Below are 21,652 nucleotides of genomic sequence, written 5' to 3'. Positions count from 1 at the left end.
GAGGGTGGGTCACGCGCGGCCTGACAACCACGCCATCTCGGCCGATGCGTGCGCGGCCCACCACGGGTCCTCGTGGTCGCCGGGCTCGAAGTGCGTCTCGACCCGCGCGAGCCGGCCGGCGAGCGCCCGGTTGGCTGCGACGAAGGGGTCGGAGAGGCCGCAGTCGAGCCTGACGGGAAGGGTGTCAAGCCGGTCGACGCGGTCGAAGATCGAGTGCCGGTCGAAGTCGGCCCTCCCGTCGAAGGCGACCGCCGGCGTCTCGGCACCGGTGCGCCAGAGCGCAGCGCTCGCGGCCACGACCCCCGCCACCCGCCGCGGTCCCAGGTCGCTCGTGAGCAGCAGCGCGCCGAACCCGCCCATCGACCAGCCGAGCAGGCCCACCCTCGACGTCGCCGGCAGGCCCGCCCGGCGGAGCACCAACGGGATGAGCTCCTCGCGCACCATCGCACCGCTGTCGGTGCCGTCGGAGCGCCGGTGCCAGTAGCCGTCACCTCCGTCTATGGACGCGAGGGCCAGGCCGGTGGACGCCACGGCATCGCCGTAGCCGAGGTCGAAGGCCGAGTCGGCGTCACCGCCGAACCCGTGGAGGGCGACCACCAGCCCCCGCGCGGACCGGCCTTCAGGGACGGCCAGCCTCCATCGCGGCCTGTCGAGGCCGTGCCGCGTGTTCAGCACCCCATCGGCGAGCACCGCGCCGGCAGGGTCGCGGCCGCGCCCCGTCACGAGGCGTGCCGCCACGGCACCCGCGCCGACCCCCAAGGCGCCCCGCAGGACCGACCGCCGTCGGGGGAGCGGGCGGGCGGTCATGCCGGGAGGCTAGGCCCCCATGCCCGTGCGTTCGGGGAGCCGCGCTCACGGGGGGGCGGTGAGCCCGCACGGCGCCGGAGCGCGTCGGGTCGGCGCTGCTGGCCGCCGTGCGCGGTGGGGCGGCTCCGCTGAGCCCCGTGGCCCCGCTCGCCCCGGAAAACCCACCTGCGCCACGGACCGCCGCGGGTGTTGGATGACGGCGTGATCGTCATGGGTGAGCCCGGAGTACGGGAGCTGGACGGCGTCGTGGAGGCGATGCGGGCGTGGCAGTTCCCTGGTGCGCCCGTGCAGCTGCACCCCGGCGACCTCGGCTGGCACTGGAGGTTCGGGGCGGACACGCTCGCAGCGGCGCTGCGCACCTGGAGCCGCGACGGGCAGATGGTGGCGGTCGGCATGCTCGACAGCCCCAGCGTGCTGCGGCTCGCCGTCGCGCCCGGGGCGCAGGACGACGAGGAGCTGGCACGTCAGCTCCTCGACGACGTGGGGGACCCGGACCGCGGCGTCCTGCAGCAGGGGAGCCTCGACGTGGAGGCCCGGTGCGGCGGGGTCGTGCGGCAGGTGCTGCTGGACGACGGGTGGGTTGCCGGTGAGGCGTGGACGCCCCTCGAGCGCGACCTGGCCGAGCCGGTGGAGGACAGCGGGGTCCGGGTGGCGACGGTCGGTCCCCGGCAGGCGGGCGCACGGACGGCGGTCCAGCGCGCCGCCTTCGAGCGGTCGACCTTCACCGAGGAGCGCTGGCACGCGATGGCTGCCGGGTCGCCCTACGCGGACGCCCGCTGCCTCCTCGCCTTCGACGACGAGGGGAGGCCGGTGGCGGCCGCGACGGTCTGGTCCGCCGGTCCGGGGAGACCGGGACTGCTCGAGCCCGTGGGCGTGCACCCGGACCACCGTGGGCGCGGCTACGGCCGGGCGGTCTCGTGCGCCGCGGCCTCGGCGCTGCGGGAGATGGGCTCCTCCAGTGCGGTTGTCTGCACGCAGGCCGCAAACGTCGGGGCCGTCGCCACCTACGCGTCGGCCGGCTACCGTCGCCTACCGGACGTGCCCGACCTGCACCGCGCCGAGCGCGGCGAGCCCGGCGCAGGCTGACGGCGCGCGCCGGGCAACCAGGCGGGAAACCTGAGGTCGCCTGACGCGTTGGAGCAGTCATGACACCGGACGCCGGGGCGGGGAGCGCCGAGCACGCCGGACGACGGAGGCAAGGGTCGCCCGGCCCCACCCGCCGCGGGCTGCTGCTCGGCGGGGCAGGCGCCGTCGCCGCCGCCGGGGCGTATGCCGTGTCGCGCGGACCCGATCTCCCGAACCTCTTGCGGTCGGCCGGCTTCGCGGAACCGGCCCCACCGGAGCTGCGCATCGAGCCGCGGCCGGTGGACCGCACCGCTCTCACGGCGAGGCGGAAGGTCGGCGCCGCAACCCACGCGTACGAGGTGACCGGGCGCCCCGCCACCTACTACGTGACCGAGCCGTTCGGCGCCCGGCTCGACCGGTGGCTCACCCTGCACCGGCGCCACGTCGGTCAGGTGCCCGACGAGATCCGGTCCTACGGTGCCTGGGTCCGGGCATCGCCGACGTCGTGGCACAGCTCCGGTGAGGCGATCGACATCGCGCGCCTGCGGGCCGGCGGTCGTGACCTCACGTCGCTGCGCCACGACCTGTGGCGCGATGCTCCGGCGACCGAGCTGCGCCGGCGGCTCGCGCTCTACTGGCGCACCGCCGCGGGGCTGCACCACGAGTTCGCCGACGTGCTGACCTACCTCTTCGACGCGGCGCACGCGAACCACATCCACGTCGACGTCGGACGGTTCGGCCCCGAGCGGCCCCGGCTGATCCGCCGGTCCCGCGCGCAGGTGCAGGCGGTCCAGGCCATGTGCCGCCACGTCTGGGGGCGGACCGAGGTCGAGACCTCCGGCGACTTCGACGACGTGACCCGCGACGCCACGACACGCATACTCGAGCGGGTCGGTGGACCCGGCGAGCTCGCGGACTCCCGCGAGGCGTGGCAGGCCTTCCTCGTCGCCACGATGCAGCGCGGTTGACGTTCGGAAAACCCCGAGGGTCATGCTGCGCACCGACCGTAGGATCGGGCGCATGCCCCAGACCGTGCTGACCCCTCAGTCCGAGGACTTCCCCCGCTGGTACCAGGACGTCGTCGCGAAGGCGGAGCTGGCCGACAACGGGCCGGTGCGCGGCACCATGGTCATCCGACCGTACGGCTACGCCATCTGGGAGCGCATGCAGGCCGACATGGACCGGCGCATCAAGGAGGCCGGGGCACGCAACGCCTACTTCCCGCTCTTCATCCCCGAGTCGTACCTCACGCGCGAGGCCGAGCACGTCGAGGGCTTCAGCCCGGAGCTCGCCGTCGTGACGCACGCGGGCGGCAAGGAGCTCGAGGAGAAGGTCGTCGTGCGCCCGACGTCCGAGACGGTCATCGGGGAGTACCTCGCGAAGTGGACGCAGAGCTACCGCGACCTGCCGCTGCTCCTCAACCAGTGGGCCAACGTCGTGCGCTGGGAGCTGCGGCCGCGGATCTTCCTGCGCACCAGCGAGTTCCTGTGGCAGGAGGGGCACACGGCCCACGCCACCGAGAAGGACGCGCGGGCGTACGCGAAGCGGATCCACGAGGAGGTCTATGCCGCCTTCATGCGCGAGATGCTGGCCCTGCCGGTGGTGCTCGGTCGCAAGACGGCACGCGAGCGCTTCGCCGGCGCGACGAACACCCTTGCGCTGGAAGCGATGATGCGTGACGGCAAGGCCCTGCAGATGGGCACGAGCCACGAGCTGGGGCAGAACTTCGCCAAGGCGTTCGACATCACCTACCTCTCCGAGCACGGGCGCCAGGAGATGTGCTGGACCACGTCGTGGGGCACCTCGACGCGCATGCTCGGCGGCCTCATCATGGGCCACGGCGACGACCAGGGGCTGCGCGTGCCGCCTCGGCTGGCACCGGTCCAGGCGCTCGTGATGGTCGTCAAGGACGGCGAGGGCGTCGTGGCGGCGGCTCGCCAGCTCCTCTCCGACCTCCTGGCCCGCGGGGTGCGTGCCGAGCTGGACGCGCGCGTCGACACGCCTTTCGGGCGGCGCGCCGTCGACGCCGAGCTCAAGGGCATCCCGGTGCGGGTGGAGGTCGGTCCCCGCGACCTCGCGGACGGCGCCGTCACCCTCGCCCGTCGGATCGCCGGCGGCAAGTCCGCGGTGCCGCTGGGGGCGGTCGTCGACACCGTCTGCGAGGCGCTCGATGAGGACCACGAGGCGCTGTATGCCGCCGCGCTGGCCCACCGGGACGCCAACACCTCCGCGGTCGAGTCGCTCGAGGACGCCGCCGAGGCGGCCCGCACCGGGTGGGCCACGATCCCGTGGGCGACGCTGGGGCCGGTGGGGGAGGCCCGGCTGGCTGAGTCGTCCGTGACCGTGCGGTGCCTGACGATGCCCGACGGGTCGGTGCCCGAGTCGGAGTCGGCCGACGGGGTGCTGGCCGTCGTGGCACGCGCGTACTGACCGACGTGGTGGCGCCCACAGACCCGTGGGGAAGAGCCGTGCGTCCGGGATCGTTGAGTGGTGCGTGACGACGGTTGAGGCAGCATGACTGACGAGGCGACGACGAAGGTGACCGGACGGCATGCGCCCTTGGTGACCCCGGCGCAGCCGGAGACCCTCACCCCGCTGCTGCGCGACCGCGAGAGCGTCATGGTCTACCACCGCGCCCACGAGCTGCGGCCCGAGGAGCTGCGGGCCATCCTCGAGGCGGCGCGCTGGTCCCCGTCGGCCGGCAACTCCCAGCCCTGGGGCTTCCTCGTGGGCCTGCGCGGTGACGACACGCACGCCGCGATGGTCGAGGCCCTGTCCTCGGCCAACCAGGCATGGGCGCCCTCGGCGTCGGCGATCATCCTGACGCTGCACCAGGTGGCGACCGACGAGGACCACGAGATCGCCTACAGCGACTACGCGATGTTCGACCTCGGGCAGGCGGTCGCCCACATCACCGTGCAGGCCCGGTCCATGGGCCTGCAGGTGCGCCAGTTCGGCGGCTTCGACCACCGGGCCGCCACCGAGCGGTTCGCGGTGCCCCGCACTGGGCCGTCACCACGGGCATCGCCCTGGGGCTGCCCGGCGGTCCCGACGACGACGCCGAGGTGCCGGAGTGGGTGCGCACCCGGGCCCGCCTGCCGCGCTCGCGACTGCCGCTCGAGGCGTTCGTGCACTCGGGCAAGTTCGGCCACACGGCCGACTTCCTCACCGACCACTGACGGCCAGGCCCCGGCCCGAGGCCGGGGCGGATGGAGGTCACCCCACGAACGGGCGGCCTCCATCTCGTCCCCGGCGCCTCGGCGCCCTCACCAGCGCGACGTCGCCGCCGCCATGAGGTCCCCGAAGAGCAGGCCTTCGTCCACGGAGTACCCACGTCGAGTGAACCAGTCACACATGTTGCGTGTGTCGCGTTCGAGGAACTCCGGTCCGTGCGGGTTGCCGATGACGTCGACCACCTGCGGCCAGTCGATGAGGACGAGCCGGGCCTGCTCGCCCTCGCCGTCCAGCAGCACGTTGTACGGCGACAGGTCCCCGTGCGCCCAACCGAGCTCGGCCAGCCGCAGCATCGCCTCGCGCAGCTGCTCGAAGAGGCCGGGCAGCAGCGCAGGGTCGGGGCGCACCTGCGCGAGACGTGGGGCGGCCAGCCCGTCGGAGGTGCCGATGAACTCCATCAGCATCTCGTCGTCGGACATCTGCACCGGGTAGGGCACCGGCAGCCCCTCGTCCCACAGGCGGACCAGCGTCTCGAACTCGGCGAAGGCCCAGAGGCCGCTGATCAGCTCCTTGCCGAACGAGGTCCGGGTCCGGATGGCCCGCGTCTCGCGCGACTTCCGCACGCGCCGCCCCTCGAGGTAGCCCGCGTCGCGGTGGAACATGCGGTGCTTGCTCGACCGGTAGCGCTTCCCGGCCATGAGCACGTCCCGGTCGGGTGAGCCGGGGACCCACCGGCGCACCAGGTGGACGTCGGCCTCCTTGCCGGTCTTGAGGATGCCGAGGTCGGTCTCCACCGCGCCCAGGTCGGTGATGACCCAGTCCGGTCTCGGCTTGGGACCGTGGGTCGCCCCGTCCCAGCTGGACCACCGATCGCCCTCCGGAGGGCCGTCGGGGTCCGTGTCGACCGCGTACTGCTCGGGGTCGAGGTCGGAGGCGCGCCGGTCGGTCAGCGGGGCGTCGAAGACCTCGAGGTCGTCTTCGTGAAAAGCGTTGAATGACAAGAGAACTCCAAGGAAGAAGAAACGTGGGCAGGCATGCCCGAGGCCGTCATCGACATGTCACCCTCCTTGGGTCCGGTGCGCCGGTCGTCCACCGTCGCGGTCGACACCGAGGGTCGCGCACCTACGCTGGATCGCGCAACGCATTTATCCGGGTCGGTGGTCCACTCGTCACCACCACCCGCTGCCGGTGACCGACGACACAGGTGTCGACCCTCACAGCCTGCGCCGGTGACCGCCCACCCGGCGCGACGGCATACTCGGTCGAAGTCGACCCGAGACCAGACGCAAGGTGGCGATCCGAGCATGTCCCGACTGCAGCAGACCGACGGCCTCACCGAGGAGCAGACCGAGCTGGTCAAGCTCGTCCGCGAGTTCGTCGACGAGCAGATCCTGCCCGTCGCGACCGAGCTCGAGCACCGGGACGAGTACCCGACGGAGATCGTCGAGGGCATGAAGGAGATGGGGATCTTCGGCCTGATGATCCCGGAGGAGTACGGCGGCCTGGGGGAGTCGCTGCTGACCTACGCCCTCTGCGTCGAGGAGATCGCCCGCGGCTGGATGAGCGTCAGCGGCATCATCAACACCCACTTCATCGTCGCCTACCTGCTGCTCCAGCACGGCACCGAGGAGCAGAAGCAGCGCTACCTGCCGAGGATGGCCACCGGTGAGGTCCGCGGGGCCTTCTCGATGAGCGAGCCGGGCTGCGGCTCCGACGTCTCGGCGATCAAGACCAAGGCGGTCAAGGGAGACGACGGCGACTGGACCATCAACGGCCAGAAGATGTGGCTGACCAACGGCGGCTCGGCGAACCTCGTCGCGGTCCTCGTCAAGACCGACACCGGCGCCGACTCGGTCTACCGCAACATGACGACCTTCCTCGTCGAGAAGGAGCCGGGCTTCGGCGAGACCGCGCAGGGGATCACCGTGCCGGGCAAGATCGACAAGATGGGCTACAAGGGCGTCGACACGACCGAGCTCATCCTCGACGGGCACCGCACCACCGACGCCCAGGTCCTCGGCGGCGAGCCGGGCAAGGGCTTCTACCAGATGATGGACGGCGTCGAGGTGGGGCGCGTCAACGTCGCCGCCCGCGGATGCGGTGTCGCGCGAAGGGCCTTCGAGCTCGGCGTCTCCTACGCGCAGCAGCGGGAGACCTTCGGCAAGAAGATCGTCGACCACCAGGCCGTGCTCTTCCGCCTCGCCGACATGGCCGTCAAGGTCGAGGCCGCCCACGAGATGATGGTCAAGGCCGCTCGGAAGAAGGACTCGGGCCAGCGCAACGACCTCGAGGCCGGCATGGCGAAGTACCTTGCCTCCGAGTACTGCTCGCAGGTCGTCGAGGACAGCTTCCGCATCCACGGCGGCTACGGCTACTCGAAGGAGTACGAGATCGAGCGGCTCTACCGAGAGGCGCCCATGCTCCTCATCGGCGAGGGCACCGCCGACATCCAGCGGATGATCATCGGGCGTCGGCTCGTGGAGGACTACAAGCTCCGGTCCTGAGGCCCCCGCGCGTCCTGCAGCGGGATGCGAGGATGGAGTCATGAGCCTGCAACCGAAGGGTCCGGGGGGACGCCAGGGATTCGCGACGCTCTCGCTCGAGTACCCCATGTCGCTGGGGGTCTTCGAGCAGTACGTCGACGCGCAGAAGGCCGTCGACACCCTGTCCGACAACCACTTCCCGGTCGAGAACTGCCTCATCGTCGGCACCGACCTCAAGCAGATGGAGCGGGTGACCGCCCGCCTGACCTGGGGCCGGGTGTCGGTCGGTGGGCTGCTCTCCGGTGTGTGGCTCGGGCTCTTCGTGGGCCTGATCCTCTCGCTCTTCTCCCGACCCTCCGACCCGCTGTCGCTGCTGCTCCTGACCTCCCTCTACGGCGCCCTGTTCGGGCTCATCTGGTCGGTCGTCGGCTACGCGTTCACCCGTGGCGCCCGCGACTTCTCGTCGGTGAGCCAGGTGGTGGCGACCCGCTACGAGGTGTTCTGCGAGCACAGGTTCGCCCAGCAGGCGCGCGAGATCCTCGCCCAGGCCGGGCTCGGGTCCGGGCTTGGGTCCGGCCTCGGCTCCGGTCTCGGCGCGGGCGTGCACCCCGGCGCGCCACCGATGGCCACGCCCCCGTCAGCCCCGCCGTCGTCGGGGCCGCCGAGCGACCCGCCCTCAGGACCGGCCGCCGGCTGACCGCGACCCACCGAGAACGCACCAACCCCCGACGGTCACGACCGTCGGGGGTTGGTGGCGTCCCGGTGGGGTTGCGGGGTGGCCCAGACCGGCCTCAGGCCCTGGCAGCCCAGATGCCCGCGATCCACTGCTCGACCTCGGAGGCGCTGCGCGGCATCGCGGCCGAGAGGTTCTCATGGCCGTCCTCGGTGATGAGGATGTCGTCCTCGATGCGAACGCCGTTGCCACGGAACTCTGCGGGGACGAGCTCGTCGTCGGCCTTGAAGTAGAGGCCCGGCTCGACCGTGAGGATCATGCCGGGACGCAGCTCGGCGTCGTTGTACTCCTCACGCGTGGCGAGCGCGCAGTCGTGCACGTCGATGCCGAGGTGGTGGCTCGTGCCGTGCACCATCCACCGGCGGTGGTACTGCCCGTGCTCGGCGTCGAGGGTGCCCTCGACGTCGACGCCCTCGGGCAGCAGGCCCCACGCGTGCAGGTGCTCGGCGATCACGCGGATGGCGGCGGCGTGCACGTCGCTGAACCTGTTGCCCGGCCGGCAGGCGGCGATCCCGGCCTCCTGGGCGGCATACACTGCGTCGTAGATCGTGCGCTGGACGTCGGTGAAGGTGCCGCTGACGGGCAGCGTGCGGGTGATGTCCGCGGTGAAGAGCGAGTCGACCTCGACGCCGGCGTCGAGCAGCAGCAGGTCACCCTCGCGGATCTCGCCGGTGTTCTTGATCCAGTGCAGCGTGTTGGCGTGGTCGCCGCTCGCGCAGATGGAGTCGTAGCCGACGCCGTTGCCGTGGTGCCGGGCGTGCAGGCCGAAGACGCCCTCGACCCAGCGCTCACCGCGGCCCCGCCGGACGGCCTCGGGCAGGTCGGCGATGACGGCGTCGAAGCCCTTGTGGGTGCCGGCGACGGCATCGCGCATCTGCTCGACCTCCCACTCGTCCTTGACGAAGCGCAGCCTGGACAGGAAGGCAGCCAGCTCCTCGTCGGCCCCGCGCTGGACCTCGACCCGCGTCTCGGCCTCGATGGCCTCCTGCGTCTCCGAGGCGGCAGCCCGGGCCTGGTCGATGAGCGCGGCGACCTCGGCGTCCGCGTCGCGGACGACCCGGATCGTGACGTGGCCGGCGTCCTTGGCGACGGCGCCGGCGAACTCGTCGATGTGACGGGCGGTGACACCGAGCTCGGACTCGATGTCGGCGAGGGTCGGCCGGGCACCGACCCAGAACTCGCCGTAGCGGGAGTCGCCGAAGAACTCCTCGGTGTCGCGGTCGGCCAGCGGGCGGAAGTAGAGGATCGCCTCGTGCCCGTGGGTGCTCTGGCCGCCGGGGGTCCGGTTGGGCTCGAGGACGAGGACCGCGTCGGGCTCGCGGTCGCTGCCGAGCCCGGTGAGGTGGGCGAAGGCGCTGTGCGGCCGGAAGACGTAGTCGGTGTCGTTGCTGCGGACCTTGAGCCCACCGGCCGGGATGACGAGCCGCTCGCCGGGGAAGGCGGCGCTCACGGCCTCACGGCGCCGGGCGGCGTGGTCGGCCACCTCGGCGCGAGGGGTCACCCCGGTGCCGCGGGGCGCCCAGCCGCTGGCCACGAACGCGCGGAACTCGTCGGTCGTCGGGCGCTTGCGGCCCGGCGACGTCTTCTGCTCTTCACTCATCCCGTCATCGTGTCACGGCAGGCCGGACCCACGACAACCAGATTGCCCGGCGTGCGCTCCTGCCCCCGGCGGGGCCGAGCAGAGGGCCGGGCAATACAGTCGTCAGGTGCCCCGCACCGATCGCGACCGCACCCTCCGGCCGACCTCGGCGCGTGCCAGCCTCCCGTCCCTGCGAGCGAGCACGCGGCGGGCCATGCGCCCGAGCCGGCCGCCCACCGACGAGATCCCCATCTGGACCACCCCCGACGGGGTGGACCCGCTGACCGCCCAGGCCGTGATCGACCTGGCCATGCGGGCCGGGGTCGCGATGATCGCGACCGGCGCGGCGGCCGCCGACGTCACGGCGACCGTGCTCACCCTCACGAAGGCGTACGGGCTCAGCTCGGTCCACGTGGACGTGACCTACACGTCGGTCACCGTCTCGTACCACCGCGGGCCGCACGCCGACCCGATCACCGTGCTGCGCATCGTGCGCTTCCGCGTCCAGGACTACACGCGGCTCGAGCGCCTGCGCAGCCTCATCGTCGACCTGTCGATCGACCCGGTGCCGGTCGACGAGGCGCGGGTGCGCTTCGACGGGGTCATCACGGCGCCGCATCCCTACCGGCGCTGGCTCGTGACGGTGGCCGGTGGTGCGCTCGCGGCCGGAGCCGCCGGGCTCGTCGGCGCAGGACCCTTCATCATCCTGCTCAGCTTCCTCACGGCGACTCTCGTCAACCGGGTGATCGGGTGGCTGACGAACGCCGGGATCGCAGCCTTCTTCGCACAGTGCGTCGGCGCCGCCATCCCGACCGCGGTCGCCACGCTCCTCGTCGTGGCCCAGTCGGCGGGGATCGGTTTCGTCGGCGACGTCTCACCGTCCCTCGTCGTGGCCTCAGGCATCGTGCTGCTGCTGGCCGGCCTGTCGGTCGTCGGCGCCGCGGAGGACGCCCTCGAGGGCTACTACGTCACCGCGGGTGCCCGCGGCTTCGAGGTCGTCGTCCTCTCCCTCGGCATCGCCGTGGGCATCTCGGTCGTGCTGTCGCTCGGCAAGCGTCTGGACTACCCGATCGCGATCACGTCCCAGACGCTGCTCAGCGACAACGTCGTCGTGCAGGTCGTCTGTGCAGTCGTGATCTCCGTGGCCTTCGCCGTCATGTCCTACTCGAGCGGCCGGGCCGTCGCCGTTGCGGGCGTCGCGGGCGGGCTGGGCTGGGTCGTGCTGGCGCTGGGGGAGCGCACCCTCGCGCTCGGAGCCGTCACCGCCTCGGCGACCGCCGCCCTCGTCATCGGTTTCGCCGCTCGCCTGCTCGCCAGGCGCCTGACGATCTCGGCGCTCGCCGTGACCACGGCGGCCATCGTGCCGCTGCTGCCCGGCCGGATGGCCTACGAGGGCATCTCGCAGCTCGTCACCGACCCCGACGGCAACGGCTTCGCGGTCGGGGTGCCCACGCTGGTGCAGGCCTTCGGCCTCGGGCTGGGCCTGGCCGCGGGCGTGTCCCTCGGCACCTACTTCGCGGGCCTGCTCGCCGTTCGCAGCACCGGCCTGCGACCCCGCCCGGCCGCCGGCGCGACCCTGCAGACCGACCCCGACCCCGACGCGCCCGGCAGCACCGCACCCCTGCTGTCGGACGCGCCCGCCGCCACCGACGTGGCGGCGGCCACGACGTCTCCCCAGCCCGTCGCCGACGAGCGCGCGCAACCGTGAGCAAGCACACGGCATACGGACGTGGGCGTATGCCGTCCGCTCGGGCAGGCTGGTAGCCGCTCGTCCCAGCGGGGCCGGGCGAGTTCTCGCGACGAGGAGTGGGCATGCAGTTCGGGCGCAGCTACGAGGAGTTCGAGGTCGGCGCGGTCTACCAGCACTGGCCCGGCAAGACGGTCACCGAGTACGACGACCACCTCTTCTGCCTGCTGACCATGAACCACCACCCGCTCCACCTCGACACCCACTACGCCGCCGGCTCGACGCAGTTCGGGCAGAACGTCGTCGTGGGCAACTACGTCTACTCGCTGCTGCTCGGCATGTCGGTGCCGGACGTGTCGGGCAAGGCCATCGCCAACCTCGAGATCGAGTCGCTCCGGCACGTCGCGCCCACCTTCCACGGCGACACCATCTACGGCGAGACGACGGTGCTCGACAAGTGGGAGTCCAGCTCGAAGGACGACCGAGGCGTCGTGCACGTCGAGACGATCGGCTACAAGCAGGACGGCACGGTGGTCTGCATCTTCCGGCGCAAGGTCATGGTGCCCAAGGCCAACTACCTCGAGGCGCGCGGCGGCGAGCAGCCGGGCCGCCCGGTGCCCGTGCCCGACCGCAACTGGCCCGGCCGCGAGCCGGTGGCCCAGGACTGACGACCCGGGACCGACGGCCCGAGCCGGTCAGGGCTGCGGGTCCCAGGCCGCGAGCGTCTGGGTCTCGCCGCCTCCAGACACCGTCACGGTGCCCTTGACCTCGGGTCGGCCCGATCGAGCCACGAACGGAGTGCGGCCGCCGACCGGGTCCCCGTAGGAGAGGGTGAAGGAGTCCTGCGGATCCGAGGACGTCAGTTGCACCGAGCCACCGGCGACCCAGCCGACGGCCATGTCGTTCTCCGTGCCGGCGACGGCCGCCGAGTGCGGATCGACGCCCACCTGCAGCGCGCCGGCGTCGGAGAACGCCGGCGCATGCTGCCCGAAGGAGAACCGGTCGCCGTCGCGCCACAGCAGCACCGAGGTGCGCGAGCTCACTGTCACGACGGTGGCGTCGACCCCGCCCCGTCGGTCGGTGCGCAGGGCCGCGCCGTCGCCGAGCACGACGACGCTTGTCGTGGTGGGCTTGGTCCGGTTCCAGGAGACGCCGACCAGCTCCTCGGGGCGCTTGAGTCCGAAGCAGAAGATGGAACCGACGGGGGACCTGGTGGACGTGCTCAGCAGGCTGCCGCCGCTACCCGTGCCATTGCCGAGGAGGCCATCGGGGGCCATGACCGGTTGGGTCATGACGTAGCCCTTGTCGGGTCCCTGCGGCCCGGTCAGGAGGTAGCCGTAGACCATCCCCTTCTGCTTGGACTGCGCCGGCATGAGAAAGCTCGCCTGCCCGGCGCGCAGGGCAGGAACCGTCCGCGTCACGGTGCCCAGCCGGGTGGCTCCGTCGTACATGGTCCACGTCTCGCGCACAGTGCCCTCGCCGGCGGGGACCGCGGAGACATCGACGCTCGTGCCCTGGCGGAAGCCGTCACTGGCGGTGGTGCCCGAGAGCGGGCCGGATGGCGTGGTCGTGGTCGACACCGCCGGTGGCAGTGCCGGGAGGGCCCGGCGCTGGCCCGTGCCGAGCTGGACCGCCACGACGGCGACGACGGCGGTCGCCGCTGCGGCCGCTCCGGCGGTGACGAGGCGTCGCCGGCGCACGACCCGGCGCCCGCGGGTCAGTACGGCGTCGGGGTCGAAGGTCAGCCCGGTGACGTCGGTGGCTTGCTCGAGCGCTGCACGGACGTCCGCGGCTGGCGTGGTGCTCATCGGGCGCTCCTCTCGGGAGTGGTTCGGGCGACGCCTCCGGGCCCGGCCTGGGTGGTGTCGGGAGCGTCGTACTCGTCGGCTGTGGCCAGCGCCGCGCGCAGGGCCGCGAGGCCGCGGGATCCGGACGAGCTCGCGACGCGTCGCCCGCCAGACGTCGGTGCGGTGGTTGACGAGGATGCGTCGTGCGTACGCCAGTGCCTCGCCCTCGCGGACCCGTGGCCAGGCGACGTACGTCTTGACGAGCGAGGCCTGGGTCAGCTCCTGTGCCCTGTCGTGGTCGCCGGTCAGCAGCCAGGCGGTGCGGAGCAGAGCCGGACCGGCCTGCGTCATGAAGGCGGTGAAGTCGGCGTCGCGTGCGTCGCTGCGGCGGCTCACTCGGTTCCCCTGTCCCTGTCCATGCCCCATCTACGGGCGGTGCCGCACAATGGTTGCCAGCGCCGCGGCCCGGACGCCCGTCGCCGCGCGCCCGAGCGTCGAAACGGGAGGATCGTGCGTCTCGGCCCCTACGCTGAGGAACGTGACACCGACCGGGAGCGCAGGCGCGGAGCTCGCGCGTCCCGTCATCGACCTGCACGCCCACTCCTCGGTCAGCGACGGCACCGAGACGCCTGCCGAGCTCCTCGCCGCGGCGGCCGCCGCGGGCATCGACGTCCTCGCGATCACCGACCATGACAGCGTCGCCGGCTGGGACGAGGCCGCCGCGGCGGCGCACGAGCACGGCGTCACCCTGGTGCGCGGCATCGAGATCTCCTGCGCCTGGCGCCACTCCTCGATCCACCTGCTGGGCTACCTGCCGGACCCCCAGGACCGCCCCCTGCGCCAGGAGCTCGCCCGCGCCCGCGACTCGCGCTCCACCCGGCTGGAACGGATGGTCGAGCGGATGTCGGCGGACGGCATACCCGTGACGTATGCCGAGGTGCTGGCGCAGGTGGCGCCGGGGGCCACGCCGGGGCGGCCGCACATCGCCGACGCCCTCATCGCCAACGGGACCATCGAGCACCGCGACGAGGCGTTCACCTCGTGGCTGGGGGACGACTCGCCGTACTACGTCGGCCACTACGCGCCCCACCCCGTCCGCGCGGTCGAGCTCGTCCGGGCGGCCGGCGGCGTCCCCGTGCTGGCCCACCCCTTCACGCGCACCCGGTCCGCCTCGGTCGACGACGCGCTCATCAGCCGTATGCATGAGGCGGGGCTCGCGGGCCTGGAGGCGTACCACCGCGACCACGGCCCGGACGAGGTGCGGCACGCGGAGGAGCTGGCCGCACGGCTGGGCCTGCTGCTCACCGGGTCGAGCGACTACCACGGCACCGGCAAGCGCAACCGGCTCGGCGAGAACACGACGGCCCCCGAGGTGCTCGAGGCCATCGAGGCGGCCTCGAGCGGGGTCACCGAGGTGCTGCGGCCCTGAACGTCGGGGCGCTGGTGTCCTCGCCGGCCCTGTGCGCGGCTGCCGCGTCCTGTCGGCGCCCGGCCGTAGGGTGGCCGCGTGACGACGGGTGCCGCTGAGCAGACGACCTTCGCCGGCATGCCCACGCCGCTCTACTCCGGCTCGCCGTCGCGGCTGCTGGCGTGGCTCGACTGCCCGCGCCGCTACCGCATGCAGTACCTCGACCGTCCCCGTCCCCAGGCGCGGCCGCAGCGCGCGCACACCTCGGTCGGCATCGCGACGCACAACGTGCTGCGCGACTTCTGGGACCTGCCGGCGAGCCGGCGCACGCCCGCCGGCGTGGCCGAGCTCGTCCGCACGTCGTGGATCGACGTCGGCTTCCGCGACCCCGAGCAGTCCGCCGCCTGGCGCCTGCGGGTGCGCGACGCCGTCACCGACTACCTGCGCCGCAGCGAGCGCGACAACCAGCCGGTGGGCATCGAGCGCAGCGTCTCCCTCAAGACGGAGGCCGTCGCCATCACCGGCCGCATCGACCGGCTCGACGACCGCGATGGCGAGCTCGTCGTCGTCGACTACAAGACGGGCCGCCAGGTGCCCACCGACGACGACGCCCGCACGTCGCTGGCCCTCGCGCTGTATGCCGTCGCGGCCTCCCGGATGTTCCGCCGGCGCTGCCACCGGGTCGAGCTCCACCACGTGCCCTCGGGCACGGTCGCCTCGCACGAGCACACCGACGAGTCGCTCGGGCGCAAGGTTGCCGAGGCCGAGTCGATCGCCTCGGACCTGCGGCGTGCCGACGCGGAGTTCAAGGAGGTCGGCGTCGAGTCGACCCGGTTCCCTCCCCGCACCTCCGCCATCTGCTCGTGGTGCGACTTCCGCGCCCACTGCCCCGAGGGCCAGCAGATGGGACCCGAGAAGTCCGACTGGGCCGGCCTCGAGGCGGCCGGCTACGACACGGCGGCCACCCCACGCGCCGACGCCTGAGCGCACCGCGGCCGCCCGCCGCCGGACGCCTTGCGGGAGTCCGGTGTCGACTCCGTCACGTCCATGCGTGGGAGCGGCGCGGCCAGACCGCCCGGCTCAGCGGACCTGACAGACTGGGACCCATGGCGCCCCGCACCCGCACGAGCGACAGGTCCACCGCCTCCAGCACCTCCAGGGGCACCAGGAGGGCGACGCCCGAGACCCGCCCGACGGTCATCGCGCTGGCGAACCAGAAGGGTGGCGTCGCCAAGACCACGTCGGTCGCCAGCATCGGTGCCGCGCTGGCGGAGCTCGGCAAGCGCGTCCTCCTCGTCGACCTCGACCCCCAGGCGTGCCTGACCTTCTCCCTCGGGGTCGACCCCGACACGGTGGAGCGCTCGGTGCACGACGTGCTCACCGGGGGAGCGCAGCCGGCGGACATCGTCGTCGCCTGCGAGGAGGGCGTCGACCTGCTTCCCTCCGCCATCGAGCTCGCCGGCGCCGAGGCCATGCTGCTGCCCCGTCCCGGGCGCGAGTACGTCCTGCGCTCGGCGCTGGAAGGCCTCGACACGGCATACGACATCGTCCTGCTGGACTGCTCGCCGAGCCTCGGCGTCCTGACGCTCAACGCCCTCACGGCGGCCGACGCCCTCATCATCCCGATGCCCTGCGAGATGCTCAGCCACCGCGGGGTGGGGCAGCTGCTCGACACCGTCGCCGACGTGCAGAAGATCCTCAACCGCGACCTCGAGGTCTGGGGCATCCTGCCGACGCTCTTCGACGGGCGCAGCAACCACGCGCGCGAGGTGCTCGCCGACGTGGGGGAGCGCTACGAGCTGCCGGTGCTCGACCCGCCGATCCCCAAGACGGTGCGCTTCGCAGAGGCGCCGGCCGTGGGCCGCTCGATCCTGGCGACGGCACGCACCTCCAAGGGCGCGCAGGCCTACCGGGACGTGGCGGCGGGCCTGCTCGCCCGGCTCTGACACGCCGGCGGGGCCGGCCCGCCGGTTCGGGAAGTCCCGAAGGTGGGGAATGAACCGTTGTGGGGCGGTGCTGGACCTGAGAGCGTCGCCAACCCACCACGAAGGAGACCCCCTTGATTTCCACGCCTGCACTGGTCGCACCGAGCGCCGGAGCCGCCTTCGAGGCCCGGACCGTCGAGCACCGCGACCTGCGCGACGACGACGTCCTCATCGACATCAAGTTCGCCGGCATCTGCCACAGCGACATCCACCAGGTCCGCGAGGAGTGGGGCAGCGCAATCTTCCCCATGGTCCCGGGCCACGAGATCGCCGGCGTCGTCTCGGCCGTCGGTGACGGCGTCACCAAGCACAAGGTCGGCGACCGCGTCGGCGTCGGCTGCATGGTCGACTCGTGCGGCGAGTGCGAGTTCTGCAAGAACGGCGAGGAGCAGTTCTGCGCCAAGGGCGCCGTCATGACCTACAACGGCAAGGGCTACGACGGCGAGCCGACCAAGGGCGGCTACGCCCAGCAGGTCGTCGTCTCCGAGCGCTTCGCCGTGGCGATCCCGGACGGCATCGAGCTCGATGTCGCCGCGCCGCTGCTCTGCGCCGGCATCACGGTCTACTCCCCGCTCAAGCGCTGGGGCGCCGGTCCCGGCAGGAAGGTCGCCGTCATCGGCCTCGGCGGCCTGGGCCACATGGCCGTCAAGCTCGCCGCTGCGATGGGCGCCGAGGTCAGCGTCCTCAGCCGCACCGACGCCAAGAAGAGCGATGGTGAGGCTCTCGGCGCGACGAGCTACTACTCCACCGGCGACGACGGCGTGCTGAAGAGCCTCAAGGGCAGCTTCGACCTCATCATCAACACGGTGAGCGCGGACCTGCCGATGCAGACCTACATCGGCCTGCTGCGCCCGCTCGGTGTCATCGCCAACGTCGGGCTGCCCACGGGCAACTACGACTTCGCGCCCGGCGCGGTCGTCGGCGGCAGCCGAGTCGTGGCCGGCTCGAACATCGGCGGCATCCCCGCCACGGCCGAGATGCTCGAGTTCTGCGCCGAGCACGGCATCGGCGCGACGATCGAGAAGATCTCGGCCGACGAGGTCGACGCGGCCTACGACCGCGTGGTCGCCGGCGACGTGCGCTACCGCTTCGTCATCGACACCGCGACGATCGCCTCCTGATCCCAGCGACCAGACGAGGGCGTATGCGTCCGGCCGGGTCCCAGCTGGGGCCCGGCCGTTCGCGTCCCCGGGCACCCGCTGCCGCCTCGCCGCAGCCCTGATCCGCTGTGTCGGCGGGGTCGATCGGCCGGATCGACTGGCCCGGAACCGGCCGTGGAGCGGGTTCAGTGGGTTCGCTCCGGCCGGTCGGGCCGCGCTATCGGGGTCACGAACCGCTCGGCTGGGGTCCCGGCTCGATCACTGCGCGGGAACGTCGAGCGCCGGCAGGCCATCGATGGACGCGCCGTTCTTCGTGGTCCGGTACGACGCCAGCCGCTCCTCGCCGCGGTTGGCCGCCCAGCGCGTCAGGAGGTCGCGGTCGCCGTCGTGGGTCATGAGCGGGACGGCGTAGCCGCAGGAGTCGGAGACACGCTCGACGTCGACCACGACGATGCCTCGGGCTCCTGGATGGTCGGCGAAGAGCGAGCGATGCTCGTCGAACTCGCTCTGCCCGAGCGCGAGGTAGCGCCCGGTGCCGTGCAGTCGCACCACGTTGGGCGGACCCTGGAACGCACAGAACATCACGGTGACTCGACCGTTCTCGCGCAGGTGCGCGACCGTCTCGGCACCGCTGCCCGTCAGGTCGAGGTAGGCCACGCGGTGCTCGTCGAGGACCGCGAAAGTGCCCGCCATCCCCTTGGGGGAGACGTTGACGTGACCGTCGGCGGCCAGGGGCGCCGTCGCGACGAAGAAGACGTGCTGCGTCTCGATGAACGAGCGCAGGCGCTGGTCGATGCCGTCGTGAAGCTTCATGGGAGGTCTCCTGAGGGTTCCGCGCGTCCGTCATCAGCCTAGGGAGGCCACCCTGCGGTGTCGCCGAGGCGGTCACGGCGTGGACTGCTCGCGCCTGTCCGCCACGTCGCCGATCTGCGGGCGGTCCACGTCGAGCTCCGGCCGAGGCAAGAAGAGAGGCCCTGGCGGGCACACCGTGGTGTGCCCGCCAGGGCCGGTCTCAGGCTGTCTCAGTCGTGGTGGTCGACGTGGGGGCGGGAGCCGCGACCTCGTCGGGTCACTCGTCGGGTCACTCGGAGGCCGTGGCAGTGGCGCCCGCTGCTGCGCTCTCGCCGCGACTGGCGCCTCCGCGACGGCGGCGTCGTGGCCGGCGCGAACCGCCGTCGTCCGCGGAGTCCCCCGCAGCAGCCGGCGACTCCTCGCCGCCGGTCGCGCCGGCGGCACCGGCTGCCGCGGCCCCGGCACCACGCGTACGCCGGCGGTTGCGGCTGCGACGGGGGCGGCTCTCGCCGTCCTCCGAGGACGGCCCGCTCGACTCCGCCGACGCGACGCCGCCGTCACGGTCCGACCGCGGGCGACCACGACGGCCTCCGTCGTCGCCGCGACCGGCACCGGCACCACCACGTCCGGCGCTGCCGCCACGACCGTGGCGCTTGCCCGTCTCGCCCAGGTCCTCGATCTCCTCCGCGCCGAGGCCGGCGAGCTTCTGCTCCGAGCGTCGGAGGCGGCCCCTGGCATCGGTGGGGATGTCGAGGTCGGTGTAGAGGTGCTCGGAACTGGAGTAGGTCTCCTGCGGCTCCGGGATGCCGAGGTCGAGGGCCTTGTTGATGAGCGTCCAGCGGTGCAGGTCGTCCCAGTCGACGAAGGTCACCGCGACACCGGTGTTGCCAGCACGTGCCGTGCGGCCGATGCGGTGCAGGTAGGTCTTCTCGTCCTCAGGACACTGGTAGTTGATGACGTGCGTGACGTTCTCGACGTCGATGCCGCGGGCCGCCACGTCGGTGGCGACGAGGATGTCGACCTTGCCGTTGCGGAACGCGCGGAGGGCCTGCTCCCGGGCGCCCTGGCCGAGGTCGCCGTGGATGGCTGCGGCAGCGAAGCCGCGCTCGACGAGCTCCTCGGCGACCTTGGCGGCGGTGCGCTTGGTGCGGCTGAAGATGATGGTCAGGCCGCGGCCGTTGGCCTGCAGCATGCGCGAGAGCATCTCGACCTTGTCCATGGCGTGCGCGCGGTAGACGAACTGCTCGACGGCCTTGACGGTGTGGGCGTTCTCGTTCTCGTCGCCCATGGCGCGGATGTGCGTCGGCTGCGACATGTAGCGGCGGGCCAGGGCCACGATGGCGCCGGGCATCGTCGCGGAGAAGAGCATCGTCTGCCGGGAGGCCGGCGTCAGCGACATCAGGGTCTCGACGTCGGGCAGGAAGCCGAGGTCGAGCATCTCGTCGGCCTCGTCGAGCACCACCGTGCGGGCCTGCGACAGGTCGAGGTGGCCCTGCTTGGACAGGTCGATGAGGCGCCCGGGCGTGCCGACGACGACCTCGACACCCGTCTTGAGAGCCTCGATCTGCGGCTCGTAGGCGCGGCCGCCGTAGACGGTGAGCACGCGGATGCCGCGTCGCTTGCCGGCCCGCTGCAGGTCGGCGGCCACCTGGACGGCGAGCTCGCGGGTCGGTGCGACGGCGAGCGCCTGGGGCTTGCCGGGCCGCGTCAGCGACTCGAAGCCCGCGTCGCCGGGAGCGACGACGCGGTTGAGGATCGGCACGCCGAAACCCAGGGTCTTGCCGGTTCCGGTCTTGGCCTGCCCGATGATGTCGTGGCCGGCGAGGGCCACGGGGAGGGTCATCGCCTGGATCGGGAACGGGTGGACGATGCCGCTCTCGGCGAGCGAGGCGACGATGTCGGGGTGGACGTCGAAGTCGGCGAACGTCAGCTCGGGGACGTCGTGTGCAGGAGCGGCAGCGGGCGCGTCGGGCACCGCGGGCGCGTCGATGGCGACCTCCGCGTCGGCGGCGGTCTCGTGGTGCTGGGTCATGGGCATCTCTCGATCGGCACGAGCACCCCGGCTGTGCGGGAGCTCAGTGGCGCGTGACGGGCCGATCGGAGACTGTCAGGGACGGTGGGTGGCACTCGCACCTGCTTCTCGCCGTGTGCGGGCTCCACCGGTGCGCGGCAGATCGCCGCGAGCACCATCTGGGTAAACCTTCGGGCCGACCGGGCACCGAGTTGTCCGGCTCAGTCTACCGGCATACGGGGCGAAGGCCCGAACTCGTTCACTAGATTGTGCGCATGAGCGACGACGGGACGCCCGTGACCATCGGTGAGAGCACGGACGAGCCCGGCTACCTCGCGGCCGTCACCGACCTGCTCGGGGCGCTTGCGTACGGCGAGCTGCGCGCCTTCAGCCAGCTGGCCCGGGATGCCGACCTCGCGCCGACCCTGCGCCACAGGTCGGCGCTCGCCATGCTGGCGGCGCACGAGCTGAAGAACTACGCGGTTCTCACCGAGCGGCTCCAGTCGCTCGGCGTCGAGCCCGAGACGGCGATGGGGCCGTTCATGCCGGCGGTCGACGCCTTCCACGAGCGCACGAGTGCGTCGGACTGGCTCGAGGGCCTGGTCAAGGCCTACGTCGGCGAGGGCATCGCACAGGACTTCTACCGTGAGATCTCCCGGTACGTCGACGACGACACCCGCTCCCTCGTCGTCAGCGTCCTGGAGGACACCGGTCAGGCCGACTTCGCCGTCAGCGTTGTGCGCGAGGCCATCGCCGCAGACCCCCGTCTGGCGGGCCGGCTCGCGCTGTGGGGGCGGCGCCTCGTCGGCGAGGCGATCACCCAGGCTCAGCGGGTCGGGGTCGAGCGCGACGCGCTCGCCAGCATCCTCGTCGGGGCGCCGGGACGCGCCGGTGCCGACCTCGCCGAGCTCGGCCGCATGTTCGTGCGGCTCACCGACGAGCACTCGCGGCGCATGGAACGCCTCGGCCTCTCGGCCTAGCCCGGTTGTACGCCGCGTCGCCCGCCGTCCAGGGAGATGACCGGTTCGCCCCACCCCGGGT

At 72.5% G+C, this 21,652-nt stretch carries 18 protein-coding genes and 1 pseudogene; 13 read left to right on the top strand and 6 right to left on the bottom strand.

Annotated elements, in window-relative coordinates; genetic code table 11:
- Positions 1-9: 9 nt before the first annotated feature.
- Positions 10-807, bottom strand: coding sequence for an alpha/beta hydrolase-fold protein (locus LQK93_RS03680; RefSeq protein WP_374970219.1), 798 nt, complete (start codon positions 805-807; stop codon positions 10-12).
- 210 nt (positions 808-1,017) lie between these two features.
- On the opposite strand from LQK93_RS03680, the gene LQK93_RS03675 reads away from it, so the two are divergent.
- The 4 genes and pseudogenes from LQK93_RS03675 to LQK93_RS03660 all read left to right on the top strand — a co-directional run.
- A complete protein-coding gene (locus LQK93_RS03675; protein ID WP_374971444.1) occupies positions 1,018-1,893 on the top strand; it encodes a GNAT family N-acetyltransferase in 876 nt (291 codons plus the stop codon).
- Between the two features lie 59 nt (positions 1,894-1,952).
- On the top strand, positions 1,953-2,840 hold the full coding sequence (locus tag LQK93_RS03670; RefSeq protein WP_374970218.1) for a hypothetical protein: 888 nt from the start codon (positions 1,953-1,955) through the stop codon (positions 2,838-2,840).
- 52 nt (positions 2,841-2,892) lie between these two features.
- Positions 2,893-4,302: a proline--tRNA ligase gene (gene proS / locus LQK93_RS03665; RefSeq protein ID WP_374970217.1), complete on the top strand. Its 1,410-nt coding sequence runs from the start codon at positions 2,893-2,895 to the stop codon at positions 4,300-4,302.
- Between the two features lie 84 nt (positions 4,303-4,386).
- Positions 4,387-4,650: pseudogene (locus tag LQK93_RS03660) on the top strand (nitroreductase family protein); the annotation flags it as partial.
- 488 nt (positions 4,651-5,138) lie between these two features.
- Here the strand turns inward: LQK93_RS03660 and LQK93_RS03655 are convergent.
- Entirely contained in the window at positions 5,139-6,047 is a 909-nt protein-coding gene (locus LQK93_RS03655) for a serine protein kinase RIO (protein ID WP_374970216.1), read from the bottom strand.
- Positions 6,048-6,350: 303 nt separating this feature from the next.
- Between LQK93_RS03655 and LQK93_RS03650 the strand changes: the two genes are divergently transcribed.
- Together LQK93_RS03650 and LQK93_RS03645 are read left to right on the top strand one after the other, a co-directional pair.
- Entirely contained in the window at positions 6,351-7,550 is a 1,200-nt protein-coding gene (locus LQK93_RS03650; RefSeq protein WP_374970215.1) for an acyl-CoA dehydrogenase family protein, read from the top strand.
- 40 nt (positions 7,551-7,590) lie between these two features.
- Positions 7,591-8,226 carry a general stress protein gene (locus LQK93_RS03645; protein ID WP_374970214.1) on the top strand — a complete coding sequence of 212 codons (636 nt, stop codon included), beginning with the start codon at positions 7,591-7,593 and terminating at the stop codon, positions 8,224-8,226.
- A 94-nt stretch (positions 8,227-8,320) separates the two neighbouring features.
- Here LQK93_RS03645 and LQK93_RS03640 read toward each other — a convergent pair whose 3' ends face one another.
- Positions 8,321-9,862 (bottom strand): aminopeptidase P family protein, encoded by a 1,542-nt coding sequence (locus tag LQK93_RS03640; RefSeq protein WP_374970213.1) that lies wholly within the window; start codon positions 9,860-9,862, stop codon positions 8,321-8,323.
- A gap of 106 nt (positions 9,863-9,968) precedes the next feature.
- Here LQK93_RS03640 and LQK93_RS03635 point away from each other — a divergent pair, with 106 nt between their 5' ends.
- Positions 9,969-11,549, top strand: a complete 1,581-nt coding sequence (locus tag LQK93_RS03635; protein ID WP_374970212.1) for a threonine/serine exporter ThrE family protein — start codon at positions 9,969-9,971, stop codon at positions 11,547-11,549.
- 104 nt (positions 11,550-11,653) lie between these two features.
- Positions 11,654-12,196, top strand: a complete 543-nt coding sequence (locus LQK93_RS03630; protein ID WP_374970211.1) for a MaoC family dehydratase — start codon at positions 11,654-11,656, stop codon at positions 12,194-12,196.
- Positions 12,197-12,223: 27 nt separating this feature from the next.
- Here the strand turns inward: LQK93_RS03630 and LQK93_RS03625 are convergent, their stop codons facing one another.
- Complete coding sequence (locus LQK93_RS03625; RefSeq protein ID WP_374970210.1) at positions 12,224-13,711, bottom strand: sigma factor; 1,488 nt, start codon at positions 13,709-13,711, stop codon at positions 12,224-12,226.
- A gap of 142 nt (positions 13,712-13,853) precedes the next feature.
- Here LQK93_RS03625 and LQK93_RS03620 point away from each other — a divergent pair, with 142 nt between their 5' ends.
- From LQK93_RS03620 to LQK93_RS03605, 4 genes are all read left to right on the top strand, one after another.
- Positions 13,854-14,744 carry a PHP domain-containing protein gene (locus LQK93_RS03620; RefSeq protein ID WP_374970209.1) on the top strand — a complete coding sequence of 297 codons (891 nt, stop codon included), beginning with the start codon at positions 13,854-13,856 and terminating at the stop codon, positions 14,742-14,744.
- Between the two features lie 78 nt (positions 14,745-14,822).
- Entirely contained in the window at positions 14,823-15,707 is an 885-nt protein-coding gene (locus LQK93_RS03615) for a RecB family exonuclease (RefSeq protein WP_374970208.1), read from the top strand.
- 122 nt (positions 15,708-15,829) lie between these two features.
- Positions 15,830-16,669, top strand: coding sequence for a ParA family protein (locus LQK93_RS03610; protein WP_374970207.1), 840 nt, complete (start codon positions 15,830-15,832; stop codon positions 16,667-16,669).
- Positions 16,670-16,782: 113 nt separating this feature from the next.
- The gene (locus LQK93_RS03605) at positions 16,783-17,829 is read left to right on the top strand and encodes an NAD(P)-dependent alcohol dehydrogenase (RefSeq protein WP_374970206.1); all 1,047 of its coding nucleotides are present in this window, start codon (positions 16,783-16,785) and stop codon (positions 17,827-17,829) included.
- A 237-nt stretch (positions 17,830-18,066) separates the two neighbouring features.
- Here the strand turns inward: LQK93_RS03605 and LQK93_RS03600 are convergent, their stop codons facing one another.
- Together LQK93_RS03600 and LQK93_RS03595 are read right to left on the bottom strand one after the other, a co-directional pair.
- A complete protein-coding gene (locus tag LQK93_RS03600) occupies positions 18,067-18,621 on the bottom strand; it encodes a pyridoxamine 5'-phosphate oxidase family protein (protein WP_374970205.1) in 555 nt (184 codons plus the stop codon).
- A 268-nt stretch (positions 18,622-18,889) separates the two neighbouring features.
- Complete coding sequence (locus LQK93_RS03595; RefSeq protein WP_374970204.1) at positions 18,890-20,632, bottom strand: DEAD/DEAH box helicase; 1,743 nt, start codon at positions 20,630-20,632, stop codon at positions 18,890-18,892.
- Positions 20,633-20,886: 254 nt separating this feature from the next.
- Between LQK93_RS03595 and LQK93_RS03590 the strand changes: the two genes are divergently transcribed.
- Positions 20,887-21,591, top strand: coding sequence for a ferritin-like fold-containing protein (locus tag LQK93_RS03590; protein WP_374970203.1), 705 nt, complete (start codon positions 20,887-20,889; stop codon positions 21,589-21,591).
- Positions 21,592-21,652: the final 61 nt, after the last annotated feature.

Origin of the sequence: Terrabacter sp. BE26 (assembly GCF_041941675.1) — a bacterium.
Lineage (GTDB): Bacteria > Actinomycetota > Actinomycetes > Actinomycetales > Dermatophilaceae > Terrabacter.
Note: the sequence above shows the minus strand (reverse complement) of the source record. Positions and strands in the feature narration are given on the sequence as shown.